Source organism: Undibacterium sp. JH2W (assembly GCF_049340425.1).
In the GTDB taxonomy this organism is placed as follows: domain Bacteria; phylum Pseudomonadota; class Gammaproteobacteria; order Burkholderiales; family Burkholderiaceae_D; genus Undibacterium.
Window position 1 is genome coordinate 192,749 of the sequence record NZ_JBMPOT010000012.1, and the last position, 18,972, is coordinate 211,720.

Sequence of the window (18,972 nt, forward strand, 5' to 3'; positions counted from 1 at the left end):
ACAAGCACAGACAAGCGACCAAACAAAGATGAATCAAGCCGACCTCCCACGCTGGGCCACCGCATTTGCCCTGCCGCTGTTAAACCTGTTCTCCGCCTTACTGGTCGCGGCGGGTGTGATTTATTTGCTGGGCGAAAGCCCGATAGAATCCCTGAGCATACTCATCAATGCCGCCGTGCTGAACCCTGAAGGCCTGGGTTACACCCTGTTTTATGCTGCAACCTTTATCTTCACCGGCTTGTCGGTGTCGGTTGCCATGCAGGCTGGTTTATTCAATATCGGCAGTGAAGGCCAGATGTATGTAGGCGGCCTGGGCCTGACCTTAATGTTACTGTGGCTGGATTCTTCCCTGCCAGGCTGGTTACTGATACCTCTGGCAATGCTGGGTGCGGCTGTATTTGGTGCGGCCTGGGCTTTTTTGCCGGGTTACCTGCAAGCCAAACGCGGCAGCCACGTGGTAGTGACCACCATCATGTTCAACTTCATCGCTGCCAGTCTGATGAATTATGCGATTGTCAGCTTTCTCATCCCTGCTGGCCAGCAAAACACAGCCAGCCGCGTATTTGCCGATGCATCCTGGTTGCCCAAGTTGAACAGCATCTTGCCTGTGCTGGGTGAAACACCTTTGAATATCAGCTTTGTGCTGGCCCTGGTGGCACTGGTGATTTACGGTGTCGTGGTCTGGCGCACGACCTGGGGTTACCAGTTGCGTGCCACTGGTTTGAACCAGCATGCGGCGCATTATGCCGGTATCTCCATCAGCAAGACGATCATCGTGACGATGATGATATCCGGTGCACTGGCTGGCCTGGCTGCTGTCAATTCTGTCATGGGTTCTACCCACTACCTGAACCTGAACTTCCCTGCCGGTGCTGGTTTTATCGGTATCGCGATTGCCCTGATGGGGCGTCAGCATCCGGTGGGTATTTTGCTGTCGTCGATATTATTTGGCGCGCTGATACAGGGTGGCTTTGATCTGTCGCTGGAAAAAGCCAATATCCCGCCAGAGACGTTTATCTTTATCCAGGGTTTGATTATCCTGTTCTGTGGTGCCATGGAAAACCTGTATGCCCCTGCCCTGTCTGCCCTGCTCAAGCGTAAGGAAAAATGATGTTTGATGATTTTCAATTTTCCAGCATCCTGGTATCGACCATACGCAATGCACCGGTATTGATGTTTGCTGCCATGGCTGGCCTGTTTGCAGAACGCAGCGGCGTGGTTGACCTGGCACTGGAAGGCAAGATGCTGGCCGCCGCCTTTGTCTCTGCTGCCGTAGCCTTTGTGACCAAAAGCCCCTGGCTGGGTATCATGGCAGGCGTGGGTATCTCGGTTGCCATCGCGCTGCTGCAAGGCTTTGTCAGTATCACGCAAAAGGGTAACCAACTGGTCGCCGGTATTGCCCTCAATATTGCCCTCAGCGGTTTGACCTTTGTCGTCGCCCAGTATTTCTTCCAGCAAGGTGGCCGCACGCCTGATCTTGGTGAAGCACGTTTGTTTGATATCGTCTTGCCCGGTTCTGAAGCAGTTGCCGGTATCCCCTTCATAGGCTGGGTATATACCAAGCTCATAGGTGGACATAGCGCGCTGGTGTATCTGGCCTTTGCCCTGATCCCTGTCGTACACTGGGTCTTGTACCACACCCGCTTTGGCCTGCGCCTGCGTGCTGTCGGCGAGAACCCGCATGCGGCCGATGCGGCGGGCATTAATGTAGAACGCACCCGCTTCATGGCCATGCTGTGCGCTGGCGTGCTGTGCTCATTCTCTGGCGCGTATTTGTCCATCGTGCAAAGCGGCTTCTTTTTGCGTGACATGTCAGCCGGTAATGGTTACCTGGCCTTGACGGCGCTGGTATTCGGCAACTGGCGTCCGCTGCACACAGCCCTGGGCTGTTTGATGTTCGGTTTCTTCGCTGCCCTGCAAGTCCAGATAGAAGGCGTAGTCTTCCCTGGCATAGGCAAAGTACCGGGCTCTTTGATACAAATGATACCTTACGTCGTGACCGTGATCGTTCTGGCAGGCTTGATGGCAAAATCCGTCGCCCCGAAAGCGATAGGCCAGCCGTTTGTGAAGTCACGTTGATTTGAAAAACATAAGACCTCTCAACACAGAGGCACAGAGACACAGAGGGGCACAGAGAAAGGCGAGTGAAGAGCAACGAGGGTTGGGCTAATTGTAGGTTGGGCTACGGTTTACCAGCCCAACACTCGGCGTTTCTATAACGTATTCGTTGATTGTAGGCTAAGTGTTGGGCTGATGAAGCGTAGCCAAGCGTGGCCCGGCCCAACCTACGTATTTGCAACCTACATGACTCTCCCGCTTTTCTCTGTGCCCCCCTCTGTGTCTCCGTGCCTCTGTGGTGAGCTTTTCGGTCTAAGATTTTAAAACATAATTTCGACCTCCTTGAACCGGGTCAACTGCAACAATTCACATCGCGACTGGGTTCTGCCCAATGGCCAGCCGGTGTAATTTTGGAGAGCATACACATGTCAACAACAGCAAAACATAAAGTCATCTTTGATACTGATCCAGGCGTCGATGATGCAATGGCCTTGTATTTCGCGCTGGCACATCCTGATATCGATGTGGTTGGTATCACGACTACTTTTGGTAATGTCCATGTTGAGCAAGCCACCATCAATGCGCTGTACCTGACGCGCATTGCTGGCCGCAATATCCCTGTCGCACAAGGTGTACCTGTACCTTTCGCCAAAGCGCCTGGCATGCCGCCAGATTTCATCCACGGTGCTGATGGTTTGGGTAACCTGAACAGCCGTATTGAAGTCGGTGGCAAGGCAGAAGTAGAAAGCGCGGCTGAATTCATCGTCAAGATGGCACGCCAGCATCCGGGTGAAATTACCCTGGTCGCAGTTGGTCCATTGGGTAACCTGGGCCTGGCCCTGAAGATGGAACCACAATTGCCAAAACTGCTGAAGCAAGTCGTGCTGATGGCTGGTACGGTTGATGAGCCAGGCAATGTCTCACCAGTGGCCGAAGCCAATGTCTGGAATGATCCTGATGCAGCTGACCTGGTCTTCACAGCAGGCTGGGATTTGACCATGGTTGGTCTGGACGTGACTCATCGCGTGGTCTTGCCTTCGAGCTTCTTTGCGGCTCTGGCAGAAAAACACAAGCACGTGGCGATGGATACCTTGTCACACGCAGTCAACTTCTACGCCAACTTCTACCAAAGCATACGCCCAGACCTGGGCCATGCCTGCTATGGTCATGACGTGCTGGCATTTGTCTGGCTGGTGGCACCGCAGATTTTCGAAACCAGCTCTGGCCGTGTACGCGTCGCCAAAGAAGGCATAGGCAATGGCCAGACCATGATGGCAAAACTGCCTATCCCTTATCCACAGGCAGGTTGGGAAGCCAGCAAACCAGAGACACGTGTTTGCATGAAGGTCGATGCAGAGGCATGTAAGCAATTGATCGATACAACCCTGGCATCCAGCTGGTTGCAAGCACCGCTGGCGCAATAAGGGGAGACCATCATGTTTATCGAACCAGTTGATTATCGCGCACCCGATGCTGCAAAAAAATTCACTGAAAGCCTGCACCGCACCGGCTTTGGTGTCTTGACCAATCACCCGCTGTCGCAAAGCACGCTGGAAACCATCTACAAGGAATGGTATGAGTTTTTCCAGACCGATGCGAAGAACAAGTATGATTTCGACCGCGAAAAAATGGATGGCTATTTTTCGCCTAGTATTTCCGAGACTGCCAAGGGTCAGACCAAGCGTGACCTGAAAGAGTTTTATCATATCTACCCTACTGGCCGTTACCCAGAGGAAGTGTCAGATGCTGCGCGCCAGTACTATGACGATGGTGCCAAGCTGGCCGCGGAGTTGTTGCAATGGGTAGAAGATCACTCGCCTGCCGACGTCAAGGCCAAGTATTCCATGCCCCTGTCAGACATGATCACCGACAGCGACCTGACCCTGCTGCGCGTTCTGCATTACCCACCACTGCGTGGCGATGAAGAACCGGATGCCGTGCGCGCTGCGGCCCATGGCGACATCAACCTGCTGACCTTGCTGCCTGCAGCAACCCAGGCCGGTTTGCAAGTGCAGGGCAAGGATGATGCATGGCATGACGTGCCCTGCGACTTTGGCATGCTGATCGTGAACATTGGCGATATGCTCGATGAAGCCTCGGCAGGCTACTACCCATCGACTATCCACCGCGTACTGAATCCTACCGGTGAAGAAGCGAAAAAATCCCGCATCTCGCTGCCACTTTTTTTGCATCCGCGTGCGGATGTGGTGCTGTCCGAGCGTCATACCTCAGGCAGTTATCTGCAAGAACGTTTGCGTGAACTGGGTGTGAAGAAGTAAGGTTTTTGTAGTTCGGTTTTGCAAGCTTCGACAATTGAAAAGCCCGTAACAGTTTCCTGTTACGGGCTTTTTGTATGTTGCGCCATGTACCTTGATGTTCTTTGACGTGCTGCACTATGCACGGCAATATCCACCGTCAGCAATTAACAGCCCAGTCGTCATGCCAGACTCGATCTGGCATCCAGTGTCGTTAAGCCGTATCGCTTGTCTCACCATACACGCAACAAAAACAATGATTTGCACACTGCCTGCGAGCAAGCAGCATCAGTATGCCAGCAATGTCACTGGATGTCGGATCAAGTCCGGCATGACGGATTTGAGGGGGTGCATTTAAGTTGCGGTGTACGTATTCGCAAGATACAAAATGCACTACGCAAACCCCAGCATCGCCTTCCCCAACTCCTCCTGCAAAAGCTGGAACACCACCTTGATACGTGTAGTCTCGCGCAAGTCAGGATGGATCAGCAGCCATAGCGCAGCCGCACATTCAGGTATAGGTTCACCCACCCGCTGCAAGGCATCTGAGCTGTCACCCAGTATGCAAGGCAAGATCGCCAGGCCCATGCCCTGCAGACAAGCTTGTTGGACCAGGCCAAAGCTGCTGCTGCGGTAACCGACTTCATCCAGCGGCAGAATATTGCCCAACCAGCGCAGGCTGCGATGGCCGCTGTAGGCATCATCGAGTGCTATCCATTGATGCCGATCCAGTGGCAGGTCTGCATGCAAGGCAAGATAGGACGAGGCAGCATAGATGCAAAATTCCAGCGGGGCGATGTGCTTGCCTATCAGGTAGTCTGGCGGCGTGGTCGTCGGGCGCACGGCGATGTCGGCATCGCGCTTGGACAAATTGGCAGATTTGTTATCCACTTCCAGCGTCAGCCTGATTTGTGGGTAGCGCTGGCGGCACAAGGCCAGTATTGGTGGCAACAGAGTCAAAGCCAGGCTGTCGGTGGTGGAGATGCGTACCAGGCCGCTGGGGCGCAAATCTGTGCCTGCCACCCGCAGCATGGCGCTGGTGGCAATCGCATCCAGCTCAGCACCGGCGCGCATGAGTTCTTCACCTGCTGCCGTTGCATGGTAGCGGCCGGCATTGCGTTCAAACAGGCGCACGCCTGTTTCGGCTTCCAGCTGGTTCAGGCGGCGGAATACGGTTGCATGATTCACGCCCAGACGACGCGCAGCACCTGCCAGTGAACCAGTCTCGGCTATCCAGGCAACCAGCCGCAAATCATTGAGATTTTCCACGCTTTGCATTTTCGCAAATAATTATGTCATTAATTGCTAATTGTATTGCATAAATGCAGTGACTACACTGCGTATGTAATCGATGAGTCAACCACTACAAAGGAGAAAGATATGAAACGCACAATCCTGGCAATCACAACAGGTTTGCTGTTTGCAACAGTTGCACAAGCAACGCAAGCCGCAGAACCCATCTGGGATGGCAACAAGGTCGAGATGGTCAGCGAGAAACTGGGGGATGGCGTGTATGCCTACTATGCCAATAACGCCAAAGAACTCAATGCCAAAGGTGGCGCAGCAGCCACCAGTGGCGGCCTGATCGTTGGCAGCAAGGGTGCCCTGTTGATAGAAACCATGCTCAACAAACGTTTGAATTCACAGGTGATGGCACTGAGCCAGAAGCTGGGCCACAAGCCTATCCTGTATGCAGTCAACACCAGTTCACACGGTGACCATGCCTACGGCAATATGTATATGCCTGCCAGCACGAAGATCATCCAGCATGCCCAGACCAGCACTTATATCCATGCGCATCTGGACGATGACAAGGCTTTCATGATCAAGAACTTTGGCACTGGCCGCGGCATAGAAGAAATCAAGGCACGCACGGGTGATGTATTGGTCGCACCTGGTAGTACCTTGAAACTGGACCTGGGTGGCAAGGTGGTGGAAATCATGGACTTTGGCTTCGCACAGACCGGCGGCGACTTGTGGGTGTGGGAACCAGAAAGCAAGATCATGTGGAGTGGCAACCCCATCATCGCTGGCAAACCCGCCCTGCCCTGGTTGCTGGATGGACACCTGATCGCCACACTGGAAACCTTGCGTCGTGTTGATGCCTTCTTGCCAGCAGATGCCCGCATCGTCCCCGGCCATGGCGTCGCCATAGGCAAGGAAGACTTGAAATGGCAGATTGCCTATCTGGAGACGGTACGCAGCCAGGTACAGACAGCCATCAACCAAGGCTTGAATCTGGAGCAAACCGTGAAGCAGGTCAGCATGCCAGACTATGCGGGTTATGCCCTGTTTGGTTGGGTGCACCCAGGCTTGAATGTGCCTGCGGCGTATAAGGACTTGGGTGGGAAGTAAGCAAACAAGAGACTTGCAGATGCCGCTGTGATGGCGGCATCTGCAATGCAGCGCAGGGTGCGACATGCGCATCGCTTGTAAAACATATCAGTAAGCGAAGATGGTGTGCACAGCGCACGGAATACCAGGATTCCGCTCAAGCAGCTTTCTGAGTCGTGGTTGTGGCTGGTTTTGCCAGGGTCACGGTATCACCACTAGGTATGCCATCCGATTTCCAGCGTGCAAATTCTGTACGTATGGCTTCCAGGGTTTGCTTGCTGATGTCTGGCAAACTGCCACCCAGAATATCCGAAGCTTCTTTAAAACCTTGCTCAACCGCAGCAGATACCTTGTCCAGCTTGGCGGGGTCGTCACCGATGGCTGCTTTGGCAAAGCTCAAAATACGCTCTGCTGTTTTTTGCACACTGAATTCACCACCTTCGGCCACGGCTGCCTGGGCGGCCTTGATGGCTTCTGGGCTGGCCGAGATTTTTTGCTGGCCGCTGACCACTTTGGAGATTTCCAGGCCTTGCTGCTCAACCAGAGGCTTGATGAGATTGACAATTTCCTGAGCCTTGCGATCAGACTCTTCCAGCAGGGCTTGCAGGTCTGGCTTGGCTGTCTTGTTCAAGCGCGGGTCATTGTAGACGACGGCACTCTCCTGGCTGCTGTCTACCGAGCTATCCAGGCTGACCTTGGTGCTTTCGTCAGGAGCAGGCTTGATCTCTGCATCTTCCGCCGCCTTGTCGCCGGATTTGGGTGCCTTGGTTTGAGCCGTTTGGTAGGCACGCACGTAGAGGTCTTTTGCAGAAATTTCTATGCTCATGGTATTACTCCAGGGAAAAGTTTGGAGATTTGATCCCTCACTATCTTCGTTATGTACCAAGATGAGGGAAATTACAATGATAAAAGAAAATCACTATTCTTGCTTATCATCCAATTAAGCAAAACTATTGATCGTTGATGTATAACAAATTTTGAAGATAACAGGCTCAGGCTGCCTCATCGGTGACCACATCAAACATGACACGATTCCTGCCCGCATGCTTGGCAGCATACAGCAGTTGATCGGCACGGGTGCGCACCATGTCCGGCGTAATCTCGCCGCCCTGGTATTCGGTAATACCTATGCTACTGGTGACCAAGACCTGGACAAGCGAAGTCTGGATGGGATGCTGTTCAAGGCGTAGCCGTAATCTTTCCATGGCAGCCGCTGCCTCTCTGGCATCGGACTCAGGGAAGAGGATGGCAAATTCATCGCCGCCCAGACGGGCAGCCTTGTCTATGCCGCGTATATTAGACTGCATCAGGCTGGCAAAGTGTGCGAGTACTTCATCACCAGCTTGATGACCATAGATATCATTGACGGTTTTAAAATGATCGATATCAAGCAAGGCCAGGGCATAGGGGCGGCCCATGCGGGCAGCACGCTGATGTTCTTCTGCCAGCATGGGCAAGAAGGCGGCACGATTGATCAAACCGGTAAGGGCATCCACTTCAGCCGCCTGCTGCCACTCCTGCCTGGCCGCTTCTATGCTCAGCAACTGGTGGTTATGCAAGGCCACGGCCAGGATGGTAAAAGTAGTAGTGCAAACAAAGCACACCAGCATGAAGTTGGCCTCCACCAGATTACGACTCTGGAAAGGCCCCAGTTGCTGTCCTGTGATGGCAATAATCGCCACCATACTAATCGCCAGGATCAGTGTCACCAGGTTCAGGCTGACATAGAAAGTCAGCAACAGCAACACCGGCAGGATGAAATAGATAAAACCGGGGTAACCACGGAACGCCAGATACAGCAAGACGCCCACGCCCAGGCTGGTCAGCAGCAGTCTTTGCACTTCAACATGACGCAGTTGACGATCATTACTCCATGCCTGGTAAAGTGGATAGATCAGCAAAATACCCAGACTATCTGCCAGCACCAGCATGCGAAAAAAATTGCCGGCCTCTTCCCATTGTATATAACCACCCACCGCCAGGTTCAGGCTGAGAATGAGGCTGCTGAGCATGGTCGGTATCAGGCAGACTTTGATGCCAAAATGTAAAAGATCAGTAGATTTACGCAAGCCTTCTGGCAAGGACAAGCGCATCATCAGCATGGCCACCGTGCCAGCCAGACCATCGGCGGTGGCCGATATCAGGGTATATAACACCGGGTTTGCCAGATGGGCTTCTGCCATGCCGGGATAATTCGCGCAAAAACTGACAAACATGATCAACGGCAGGGCCAGCAAGCCATGCCGCATGCACATCACCATGCCTATGCCAGAAGCCAGCCACAAGAGGGTGATATTGCTGGGTTTTAATGCAAACAATTGCATGCCGGTGCGGGCCGCCAGATAGTACAGGCCCATGGCAAATAAGGCCAAAGCCAGTTCCGGCAGTTTCTTCCTGAAACCGGGCTGTGCCTGTCCACCCTGCCCGTCTAAGCCAGGTGCGGAGGATTTAAGCTGATTCACCATATTTGACATGGTTTGATAATACAATGTCGCCTATACCAACGAAAGATGAACATGTTTAACAAAAGTGAACTATTGCAAGCTGCCAATACAGCCCGTGAATCCGCTTATGCGCCCTACTCCAAATTCAAGGTCGGCGCAGCCGTTTTGACCAAGGATGGCAAGACTTTTCATGGCTGTAATGTAGAAAACGCCTCTTATGGTTTATGCAACTGTGCCGAGCGCACTGCGCTGTTTTCTGCCATTGCGGCCGGTTACCGCCCCGGTGATTTTGCCGCCATCGCCGTCACTGGCGATACCGAAGGCCCAATCGCCCCTTGCGGTGCCTGCCGCCAGGTCATCATCGAGCTGGGTGGACCAGAATTGCCGGTGCTGCTGACTAACCTCAAAGGGGATGTCAAGACCACCACCGCCGGCGAGCAATTGCCGGATGCGTTTTACCTGAAACCGGAATAAGTCTCCACCATCCCGCACAGCATGCCAGCAACATCGCTGTGCGGGACTTTCAACATCCCTATCATCTCCTGCATGAGCAAATCCATACTGATCATCGAAGATGAGGTCAGCATTGCCGACACCCTGGCCTATGCCTTGAAGACCGACGGCTTTATCCCACAACACCTGAGCCTGGGCCAGCAAGCGCTGGAACTATTGCGCACGACGACAACACCACCGGCCCTGATCGTGCTCGACATCGGTTTGCCCGACATCAGCGGCTTTGATGTCTGCCGCCAGTTGCGCCAGTTCTCGGATACGCCTGTGCTGTTCCTGACAGCGCGTAATGATGAGATAGACCGCATCGTCGGTCTGGAAATCGGCGCCGACGACTATGTCAGCAAACCCTTTTCACCACGCGAAGTAGTGGCCCGCATACGCGCCATCTTGCGACGTCAGCAAGGCAAGGTGCAAACCGCGGCAGATACTACCGCGCCACGTTTTGAATTGAAACCGCAAGAAGCCCGCATACTCGCCTTTGGCCAGACGCTGAACCTGACCCGCTATGAATACCTGCTGCTCAAGACGCTGATGGAAAGCCCCGGCCATTTATTCTCGCGTGCGCAGCTCATGGACATCGTCTGGACCAACGCGCCCGACACGCTGGAACGCACCGTCGATGCCCACGTCAAATGCCTGCGCGCCAAACTGCGCCAGGCCAGGCTCAGCAGCACAGGCATCGCTGATGATGGCGAAGCAAATGATGAAGGCATCCTCACCCATCGCGGCATGGGCTATAGCTGGTCACCTGCATGAAGATAGGCCTGCGTATACTGCTGGGTTATTTCTTGATACTGGGCCTGAGTGCCTGGCTGATCCTGAATGTGGTCGTCGAAGAAATCAAACCCGGCGTGCGCGCCACGCTGGAAGACACCCTCATCGATACGGCCCAAATGCTGGCCACCCTGGTGGCAGACGATGTGGCGGCAGGCAAAGTCGCCGACAGTGATTTGATGAAGCGCATGCAAAACTATGCGCAACGCAGTATCGATGCCAACGTCAATGGCACGCGCAAGACCAGCCTCGATTACCGCATCTATATCACCGACATCAAGGGCATCGTTATCTTTGATAGCGAAGGCCAGGATGTAGGCAAGGATTATTCACGCTGGAACGATGTCTACCTGACCCTGCATGGCAAATACGGTGCGCGTAGTACCCGCCGCAAACCAGAAGATGAAGCCAGCAGTGTCATGCATGTGGCCGCACCCATCCTCGATCATGGTCGCATCATAGGTTCATTGACGGTCGCCAAGCCCATCTCCACCATTGCCCCTTTTATCAAGCACAGCCAGCGCAAAATTTTGCAGCGCAGTGCCTGGTTATGGATAGCCTCATTACTGATAGGCCTGGGGTTCTCATGGTGGCTGAACCGCACTTTGCGCAAGCTGCAAACTTACGCTATTAGCGTAGAAAATGGCGAAAAAACCAGCCTGCCTGAACTCGGTAATAATGAAATCGGCAGCCTCGGTCGCGCCCTCGAAGCCATGCGCGACAAGCTCGAAGGCAAGCAATATGCAGAACAACTCATGCACACCATGGCGCATGAATTAAAAAGCCCCATCGCCTCAATACAAGGCTCGGCCGAACTCATGCGTGAAGATTTGCCTGCCGCAGACAGGCAGCATTTTTTGAACAACATCCTTGAACAGAATACCCGCCAGCGGCAATTGATCGACAAATTGCTGGCCCTGGTCAAGCTGGAAAAACAGCAAAGCCTGACCAATGTGCAACTGGTCAACATCCCGCACCTGCTGGCGCTGGTGGTGGAAGATGCCCAGCCCAGGCTACAAGCCAGGTCACTACAATTACAGCAAGACATGGGCGCAGGCATCACCAGCATCAATGGTGATGAATTGCTCTTGCGCCAGGCGCTGGGTAACTTGCTCGACAATGCCATTGCCTTTGCGCCAGCAGGCAGCACCATCAGCATAGAAGCCCGTGTCATCAATAAGCCTGATGGCACAGCATCCCTGCAAATCAGCATCAGCGACCAAGGGCCGGGCATACCTGATTACGCGCTCGATAAAATCTTTGACCGCTTCTACTCCCTGCCGCGACCAGATGCAGCCAAAAGCACAGGCCTGGGTTTGCCGTTTGTGCGGGAGGTGGCCTTGCTACATGGCGGGAGTATCAGCGTGGAAAATCAAGGAAGTGTTGGAGTGGTAGCGAGGTTTTGTTTGGAGGCATAGTTTTAGCTTTGACTCATCTAGCTTAGCATTCTAATATAGACTGAAATTTGAGCGGTTTGTACATTTCGTAGGTTGGGCTACGCTTCATCAGCCCAACGCTCGGCGTATCAATGACGTATTCGTTTATTAAAGGCCCAGTGTTGGGCTGGTAAGGCGTAGCCCAACCTACGAGGAAAATAGAGTATGCCCATCCGCCCGCCTGAATTTAATGCGTTAATAGAAAAATTGAAGCCAGCTCTAGTAAACCGGCCTGCAATAATTATCGCAATTACTGGGCAATTGGGTCATGGTAAAACTACATTTGGCCGATTCTTAGCGTGGTATTTTAATACATCATTAATAGAGACCGATTTCTATCTGGTTCCTTTTGAAGGTATCGATATAGACACCTCAAAAATATCTCCTCTAATAGACAAACGTCTAAACAATGCTCAGCCTATAATCATTGAAGGTTACGGAATACTTGAAGCACTCTCAAAATTAAGAAAACACCCAAACCTAATTATCCATGTACAACGAGAAGAAAACATTCCATTAAGTCCGTTTCATGATCCCAAAGAATGGGGCTTTGAACAAGTGCCCAGGCACATATTACAAGCACCCCATTAATCGTTAAAACTCTAGTACTTCACACAAACCACATCATCCCCGCATATCGCTTTTTTACATTACAAGCTTCGCCATTACCGGAGCATGTCATGCAAAGAAGTCTGTTATTCAAAATCGCCATCGTCGGCCTGCTGACCATCTTGTTGTTTGTGCCGCTGGGCATGATACAAGCCACTATCTCGGAGCGTATACATTACCGCGAAGAGGCGGTACGCAGTATCACGGCGGATTCTGTCAGTGAGCAGGTCATCGTTGGCCCCGTGCTGGTCGTGCCCTATACCGAGACCTGGGAAGATGAGAGCTTTGATGCAACGCTCAATAAAACCGTGCGCCGGCAGTTGTCGGCCAATAGAAAGCACTATATCTACCCGAATGAAATGCAGGTCATAGGTAATATCGATACTGACCAGCGTTATCGCGGCATCCATAAAGTGCTGGTCTATACCGGCCACCACAAAATAGCAGGTGACTTCATACTGCCTGAATTGTCCAGCATGGTACAGAAAGATAATCCCAAAGCCGTCATCGCCCTGGCTGATGCACCATATATTTCCATGGGCCTCAGCGACACCCGTGGCTTGCAAAACTTCCCCAAGCTCACCTGGGATGAGCAAAGCATAGAATTCAAACAGGGTAGCGGACTCAGTGCTTTCCCGCATGGCATCCATGCTGGCCTGGATGCCATGAAGCTGGCGGATGCGAAACAAATTAAATTCAAGATAGACCTGGATGTCGATGGCATAGAAAAACTGAGTTTTGCACCACTCGCAAAAAACAATCAGGTCAAGCTGTCTTCGAACTGGCAGCATGTGCAATACAGTGGTCGCTTCCTGCCTTCGCCCAAAGGCAGGACCAATGATGACAAGGGTGTCAGCGCCAGCTGGAATATTTCTTCGCTATCCAGCAATGCACAACTGCAAATGACTAAGCTGGAAAATGCAGGCGCAGCAGTCAATATGCGTACAGGCAATTCATCTGAAATGGACAATCCCGAATCAACAGCATCACCTATAGATGTCTTCAGTGTTTCCTTCATTGAGCCAGTCAATATCTACAGCCAGGCTGACCGCGCCGTCAAATACGGCCTGATGTTTGTCGCCCTGACCTTTGCCGCCTTCTTCTTGTTTGAAGTCTTGAAGCAATTGCCCATCCACCCTGTGCAATACACCCTGGTTGGTCTGGCGCTGGTGATTTTCTTCTTACTGCTGGTCAGCCTGTCAGAAAAAATCAGCTTCGTGCTAGCCTATCTGACGGCCAGCGCAGCCTGTATTTTACTCATCGGCATTTATCTGGCTAATGTGCTGCATAACTGGAAGCGTGGCCTGGGATTTGGTGCAGCATTGACGGTCTTATACGGCATCCTGTTTGGTTTATTGAGTTCAGAAAACAATGCCATGATGATGGGCAGCTTGCTGCTGTTTGCTGTCTTGTCAGGTATCATGCTGGCGACCCGCAAAGTCGATTGGTACAGCCTGGGCCAGCCTGTCACGGACAGTGCTTACGATCACGTCTGATAGTAGTATCAGCTCACGGTATCACAAGCAGAACCTTGCAGGCAGCATATGCAAGGTTCTGCTTTTTTTCATGCATGGTCTATCGTCAGCCCTGCGTTGATCTCTGCCAGGCTGCGCATCAGGGTTTCGGAATAATGCAGGCCAGCGCCGGAAGTGGCATAGATCAGCCTCAGCAAGATGAAATATTCGCCTACACAAAAACTCGCCACGTCAGGTAATCTGCTCTTGACCTGCGCTATAAAGTCCAGCAATTGCGCTTCTTCTGCCAGCCAGGCTGGCAAATTTGCGCCTGCTTGTGCCTCTGCTGCATATTCCACCAGGCCTGTGCACCATTGCCTGCTCCCGCCATGATTGGCTGGCGCTTCTGCACCTGCCAGATTGACCATTACCTGTGCATCCGCCCCCCAGCGCTTGAGTGTCTTGCTGTTATCGATGATGCGGGATACAGCCCCATCAAGTTCCTGCTCATCCGCCGCCAGGGCAAACCTGTCGGCATCAAATTCCTCACCTCCTACTTCTACATAAAAACGCAGTAATTTCATTCTTGCCTCCGTATTCAGGATTTGCGCAGGTGATGTCATGGCAGATACTTGGCTGTGGGATAAACCAGCCTGACCATACTTATTCTAGTCGCAATTGAAATTTTTGCAATTTCCATCATCGCTCCTGCCTCTTGCTGGCCACCAGCCTCGATCGCATGAGGCCAGCGGCTTTTGCAGGAAGCGCTAAAAATGCAAATCCTCAGTCTTAACCAGGCTGGCAAACAAACCCTGCAAAGTCGTATTGTGATGCGCAATGATGGTGCTGGCAGGAAGCAGCTCTGTGTCATTGCAGCTATGTGCATCTTCCACCAGGATGACCTTGAAACCCAGCTCGCTGGCAGCGCGGCAATTAGTATCGATGCAGTACTGGGTTTTCAGTCCGCAAATGATGAGCTCCTGAATGCCTTTTGCGCGCAATTGCTGTAATAAATCTGTCCCTTCAAAACAGCTGGGCCTGGTCTTTTCAAATACGGTATCGCGTGCCAAATCAATTTCCAGTGCAGGCATGATTTGCCAATTGCGACTACCTGCTTCTATGGGTGAGCCTTGCGGGCCTGTGTGGCGCACGGCAAACACGGGCACACCGGCAGCATGCGCCTTGGCCAGCACAAGCTTGACATTCTCCAGCACCTGCTCGGCTGCATGCACAGTGCGCCCGCCCTGGAACAGGCCCACCTGCATATCAATGACCAGCAAGGCAGGGTTTGTATATGATTGTTGCTCCATCTTTATGACTCCTTTTTTTCATCGTCAGTTTGCCAGCGTACAGGCAAGAAAAAACCCCGCTCATCGCTGGCGGGGTTTGCTGTATCAGGTAGTTTGCTCACTACCAGTAATGTCTCAATCAAACATACGCCAGCCAACCCCGCTACTACCTGTGGTAGTCGTGGTGGTAGTGAAGCCGGTCATTGTGGTCAATTGAAATCTCATGCGGAGAGTCTAGTTATTGCAAAAGCAATAGTCAAGCACGGGACATTTATTTTTTCAGGAACTGCGGATAAGCATTGATCTTGGCCTGCAAACGCTGCGCCAGTCCAAAGTCAGCGATCAGCAATTCATCATGGATGATTTGCGCTTCGTCACGGTAAGCGAGTATTTTTTCATTACTCCAGTAATGCGGTGGGTGATACAGATTGGTGATGCGATCCGCCATCTTGACCATCCAGATTTCTGCCGGTTGCTGCCGTATACGGTTGAGACTGTCGCGCATCTGCTCAGCCTTGCCCGGCAGTGAGGTATTCTTGGAAAGGGCTTGCACACCATCGGCTACGGCCTTGCCAAACTCTGCCCTCAATTGCTCATAGCTGGCACTGGTGTCTTCTATGGTGTCATGCAAGAGTGCACATTGCACGGCCAATGCACCATCTGCCGTAACATTAGCTTGCAAGGCCCAGATCACTTCCATGGCGACGCTGGCAATGTGATTGATGTACTCCACACGCTCACCTTCTACCTTGCCACCATAGGTTTGCCCGCTATGCTGGCGCGAAGAAAACGACCAGGCTTTTTCGTAAATATCCGGGGTCCAGTGATTCATTTGCATCCCTTTCAATAAAACCATGCTTTGTTTGGCAGCAACCACATACCAAGGTAGGTAGAGGGGGCAATTCTGCCTGATGTGGATTGCCAAATCCATGACACAGCTACTAACATGACGATGCTTGTTACCGACAAGTCTGCTAACAGGATCAAATCGAGCAATGATTATACAAAACATCTCATGCGGAAAGTGTAAAACTCCCTTGCAGCATTCAGGCACTTATCTTGATGTCATAGGGCAACCGTTTTTCAATTGTGAAAATTGTGGCTGCACCAACCTGCACCAGGAAATTACTGAATGGGATTTGCAGCCCTGGCTGCGCAAAGTTGCTCTGCTGGTATTGAGTAGCGTCTTTGTCGTCCTAGGTAGCATATTTATGGCCGTCACTTTTATAACATTGATGAAATGGCTGCACTTGGTAGACAGCGCGTTTTTCACTCACTATTTCAAACAAACCCTGCTCTTCTTCGTTGCGCTGATGACAATCGCCGGTATCTTCAAGTTGCGCCGTGACATACGCGCTTCACGCCTGCGCCTGACAAACCCTGACTATCGCGCTAAATTACACGCCATGGGTTTATAAAAAGAGCAGAAGTCATCCCGACAACACAGAACTACATCGCCACCCACCTGACCTGCCTGCGCCGGTCGCGGAACATGTGGATGGCAGAATGCACCATGCCTTCCGGGCTGCCGCTTTCCTGGTATTGCTGACGCAGATAGAGTGCATCATTGCCGGTGCGGGCGACTTCGCTTAAATGGCTTAATGCAGATTGGGCCCCCAGGCTTTCTGCATGGGGTTTGAGTTTGCTGAGGCTGGCGAGTATGTCTTCGCGCAAGAGCGTTTTTTCATAAGTTTGGGGGTGCACGGTGACGCCGTCAAAACCAAAGCGGCAAGCCTGGAAGCGGTTGTAGTTATACACCAGGTAATCATCTTCGGCTGGTGGTGCTTCGCGTTTTTCCAGCAGATAGGCGCACAGGACTTGCAGGTAGGCGGCCAGGGCGGCGGCTCTTTCCACATTCAGCGGGGTGTCGCAAACGCGCAATTCTATGGTGCCGTATTCAGGCTTGGGGCGTATGTCCCAATAAAAATCCTTCATGCTTTTGACGACACCGGTTTTTTCCATTTTGCTGAAATAAACGTTGGAAAACTCATCCCAGTTCAGCAAGAAAGGCGCGCGCCCTGACAAAGGGAAGGCATACACAGAATTAAGACGGGCAGAATTGAACAGGGTATCCCCACCCTGCACATAGGGTGAAGAAGCCGACAGGGCAATGAAGTGCGGCACATAGCGATTGAGTGAGTGCAGCAAGAAAAGGGCATCATCACCCGAGGTGCAACCTATGTGTACATGCTGACCAAAGATAGTGAATTGCTTGGCCAGGTAACCATACAGGGCGGAGACTTGTTCAAAGCGTGGCTTGGAAAATATCTTGCGGTCTGTCCACTTCTGGAAAGGGTGGGTGCCACCACCACAAATGCCTATGTTAAGTCTATCAGCGGCATGCACCAGGGTGTCGCGTATTTCCTGTAACTGGTGCAGGATGTCCAGATGTGTGGTGTGCACGTCGGTGCAGATTTCTATCATGCTCTGGGTGATTTCTGGCGTCACATTGCCAGGAAAAGGCCGCTTGGCCAGCAAATGCAAAAGGTCGGGGCTGGCAGCGGTGAGATCAAAGTCAGACAGGCTGACCAGTTGCAATTCCAGCTCTACTCCTACCGAGAGTGCGGCTGAATTTGTGAAGTCTGGCAGTGGCATATTATTGCTCCATTTCTTCCGGTGTTTCCTTGGCGGCGAACAGGGCCAACTGGGTCAGGATTGGCCCGGCAATTTCCAGTATCAGGGTCATGGCGACCAGGGCAAACCATTCATTGTTGTAAGCCATGCCAAAGCTGATGGGCTGCTCAAGATTCAATAGCAAGAAGACAGAAACCGGTGCCAACCCCAGACCTGTGAGCAAGCCCTTGCGCATGGAAATGCCACTGACCGGTGCCAGCAAGGTGGTGACTAGGATTTTGCTGCCCAGGCGCATGAGCAAGAGCAGGCCGCCCAGCATGGCCCCCGCCAGCACCTGTTGCCAGTCCAGTGTGGAAGCAGCAAAAACGAAAAGCACGACAGTCAGCAATTCACCCAGTATCCCAAAGTTTCTTTGGGTGCGCCCCAGGCTGATGCGCCTGTGTCTGGCGATCAGGCCAAAGGCCAGCGTCGCCAATATGGGGGACAGACCGCAGGCATGCATCAGTGCCACCAGCACGATGACCGCAAAAGCAAAGCCCAGGGTCGCATCCTGCGCCTGCCGGCCACGCCAGCGCAAAATCGTAGGCAGCAAGATGCCAAATACACTGCCTGCCAGCAATGAGGCACAAGCCACCAGCATGACACGCAAACTGTGGGCCGAGGCTTGCAAGAAATCGCCAGAAGTTTGCATGACCCAAAACACCAGGATAAGCTTGAAGGCAAATACTGCCAGTACAGAATTGATGGCAGTCAAATGCAGTATGCGTTCGCTGACCTGGCCAGAACTGCGTTGCTCGTTAATCACGCGTAACACGGCAGCAGGTGAAGATGACATCGCCAGTGCCCCCAGCAGCAAAGACATCAACTGTGTACTGCCATACCAGAATGCCACGCAATACACGGCAGCAAAAGCAGCGGCGGCTTCCAGCAAGCCTGTTACGGCTATCCAGGGATTGAGGCTCAGCCAGCGCAAATTAATACGATAGGAAAATTCAAACAGGATGAGGCCAAAAGCGATATTCGCCAGCAGCACCAGGCTATGATTATCCAGCGGTGTCAGATAATCGGGAAACAGATTCACCAACACAAAACCAGTCAAGGCATACACGCTGATACGCGGCAGGCGCAGGCTTCGATACGCGATATCACCCAATAACCATGCCAGCGCCATGATGCAGGGCCAGGCCATCTGGCTGACGTTGATGGAAAACTCAGTCATGCTATCTCCTCAA

19 protein-coding genes are annotated in these 18,972 nt (G+C 52.5%); 11 read left to right on the plus strand and 8 right to left on the minus strand.

The features are described from left to right. Positions 1-28: 28 nt before the first annotated feature. From ACO0LC_RS19255 to ACO0LC_RS19270, 4 genes are all read left to right on the plus strand, one after another. Positions 29-1,111 (plus strand): ABC transporter permease, encoded by a 1,083-nt coding sequence (locus ACO0LC_RS19255; RefSeq protein ID WP_423006042.1) that lies wholly within the window; start codon positions 29-31, stop codon positions 1,109-1,111. Continuing rightward, positions 1,108-2,079, plus strand: a complete 972-nt coding sequence (locus tag ACO0LC_RS19260; RefSeq protein ID WP_423006044.1) for an ABC transporter permease — start codon at positions 1,108-1,110, stop codon at positions 2,077-2,079. Before ACO0LC_RS19255 ends, ACO0LC_RS19260 begins: the two co-directional genes overlap by 4 nt. A 404-nt stretch (positions 2,080-2,483) precedes the next feature. Next, positions 2,484-3,482: a nucleoside hydrolase gene (locus ACO0LC_RS19265; protein ID WP_423006046.1), complete on the plus strand. Its 999-nt coding sequence runs from the start codon at positions 2,484-2,486 to the stop codon at positions 3,480-3,482. A 12-nt stretch (positions 3,483-3,494) separates the two neighbouring features. After that, positions 3,495-4,337, plus strand: a complete 843-nt coding sequence (locus ACO0LC_RS19270; RefSeq protein ID WP_423006048.1) for an isopenicillin N synthase family dioxygenase — start codon at positions 3,495-3,497, stop codon at positions 4,335-4,337. 369 nt (positions 4,338-4,706) lie between these two features. On the opposite strand, the gene ACO0LC_RS19275 is transcribed toward ACO0LC_RS19270, so the two are convergent. Then, positions 4,707-5,582 (minus strand): LysR family transcriptional regulator, encoded by an 876-nt coding sequence (locus ACO0LC_RS19275; protein ID WP_423006050.1) that lies wholly within the window; start codon positions 5,580-5,582, stop codon positions 4,707-4,709. A gap of 111 nt (positions 5,583-5,693) precedes the next feature. Here ACO0LC_RS19275 and ACO0LC_RS19280 point away from each other — a divergent pair, with 111 nt between their 5' ends. Further along, positions 5,694-6,668 (plus strand): MBL fold metallo-hydrolase, encoded by a 975-nt coding sequence (locus ACO0LC_RS19280; RefSeq protein WP_423006052.1) that lies wholly within the window; start codon positions 5,694-5,696, stop codon positions 6,666-6,668. Positions 6,669-6,804: 136 nt separating this feature from the next. Here the strand turns inward: ACO0LC_RS19280 and ACO0LC_RS19285 are convergent, their stop codons facing one another. After that, positions 6,805-7,473, minus strand: a complete 669-nt coding sequence (locus ACO0LC_RS19285; RefSeq protein ID WP_423006054.1) for a DUF5610 domain-containing protein — start codon at positions 7,471-7,473, stop codon at positions 6,805-6,807. 166 nt (positions 7,474-7,639) lie between these two features. Then, the gene (locus ACO0LC_RS19290) at positions 7,640-9,112 is read right to left on the minus strand and encodes a diguanylate cyclase (protein WP_423006056.1); all 1,473 of its coding nucleotides are present in this window, start codon (positions 9,110-9,112) and stop codon (positions 7,640-7,642) included. 51 nt (positions 9,113-9,163) lie between these two features. Here ACO0LC_RS19290 and cdd point away from each other — a divergent pair, with 51 nt between their 5' ends. From cdd to creD, 5 genes are all read left to right on the plus strand, one after another. Then, entirely contained in the window at positions 9,164-9,565 is a 402-nt protein-coding gene (gene cdd / locus ACO0LC_RS19295) for a cytidine deaminase (RefSeq protein WP_423006058.1), read from the plus strand. A 72-nt stretch (positions 9,566-9,637) separates the two neighbouring features. Continuing rightward, complete coding sequence (gene creB / locus ACO0LC_RS19300) at positions 9,638-10,360, plus strand: two-component system response regulator CreB (protein WP_423006060.1); 723 nt, start codon at positions 9,638-9,640, stop codon at positions 10,358-10,360. Continuing rightward, positions 10,357-11,796, plus strand: coding sequence for a two-component system sensor histidine kinase CreC (creC, locus tag ACO0LC_RS19305; protein ID WP_423006062.1), 1,440 nt, complete (start codon positions 10,357-10,359; stop codon positions 11,794-11,796). Before creB ends, creC begins: the two co-directional genes overlap by 4 nt. A gap of 183 nt (positions 11,797-11,979) precedes the next feature. Continuing rightward, the gene (locus ACO0LC_RS19310) at positions 11,980-12,405 is read left to right on the plus strand and encodes a hypothetical protein (protein WP_423006064.1); all 426 of its coding nucleotides are present in this window, start codon (positions 11,980-11,982) and stop codon (positions 12,403-12,405) included. 89 nt (positions 12,406-12,494) lie between these two features. Then, positions 12,495-13,919, plus strand: coding sequence for a cell envelope integrity protein CreD (gene creD / locus ACO0LC_RS19315; RefSeq protein ID WP_423006066.1), 1,425 nt, complete (start codon positions 12,495-12,497; stop codon positions 13,917-13,919). Between the two features lie 68 nt (positions 13,920-13,987). Here the strand turns inward: creD and ACO0LC_RS19320 are convergent, their stop codons facing one another. The 3 genes from ACO0LC_RS19320 to ACO0LC_RS19330 all read right to left on the minus strand — a co-directional run bounded on the left by ACO0LC_RS19320 (position 13,988) and on the right by ACO0LC_RS19330 (position 15,998). Beyond that, positions 13,988-14,461 carry a hypothetical protein gene (locus tag ACO0LC_RS19320; RefSeq protein WP_423006068.1) on the minus strand — a complete coding sequence of 158 codons (474 nt, stop codon included), beginning with the start codon at positions 14,459-14,461 and terminating at the stop codon, positions 13,988-13,990. Positions 14,462-14,644: 183 nt separating this feature from the next. Beyond that, a complete protein-coding gene (locus tag ACO0LC_RS19325; RefSeq protein WP_423006069.1) occupies positions 14,645-15,187 on the minus strand; it encodes a cysteine hydrolase family protein in 543 nt (180 codons plus the stop codon). 250 nt (positions 15,188-15,437) lie between these two features. Then, positions 15,438-15,998: an HD domain-containing protein gene (locus tag ACO0LC_RS19330; protein WP_423006071.1), complete on the minus strand. Its 561-nt coding sequence runs from the start codon at positions 15,996-15,998 to the stop codon at positions 15,438-15,440. 205 nt (positions 15,999-16,203) lie between these two features. On the opposite strand from ACO0LC_RS19330, the gene ACO0LC_RS19335 reads away from it, so the two are divergent. After that, positions 16,204-16,584 (plus strand): hypothetical protein, encoded by a 381-nt coding sequence (locus ACO0LC_RS19335; RefSeq protein ID WP_423006073.1) that lies wholly within the window; start codon positions 16,204-16,206, stop codon positions 16,582-16,584. Positions 16,585-16,615: 31 nt separating this feature from the next. Here ACO0LC_RS19335 and ACO0LC_RS19340 read toward each other — a convergent pair whose 3' ends face one another. Together ACO0LC_RS19340 and ACO0LC_RS19345 are read right to left on the minus strand one after the other, a co-directional pair. Beyond that, on the minus strand, positions 16,616-17,761 hold the full coding sequence (locus ACO0LC_RS19340; protein WP_423006074.1) for a YbdK family carboxylate-amine ligase: 1,146 nt from the start codon (positions 17,759-17,761) through the stop codon (positions 16,616-16,618). Between the two features lies 1 nt (position 17,762). Further along, complete coding sequence (locus ACO0LC_RS19345) at positions 17,763-18,959, minus strand: cation:proton antiporter (protein WP_423006076.1); 1,197 nt, start codon at positions 18,957-18,959, stop codon at positions 17,763-17,765. Positions 18,960-18,972 lie beyond the last annotated feature (13 nt).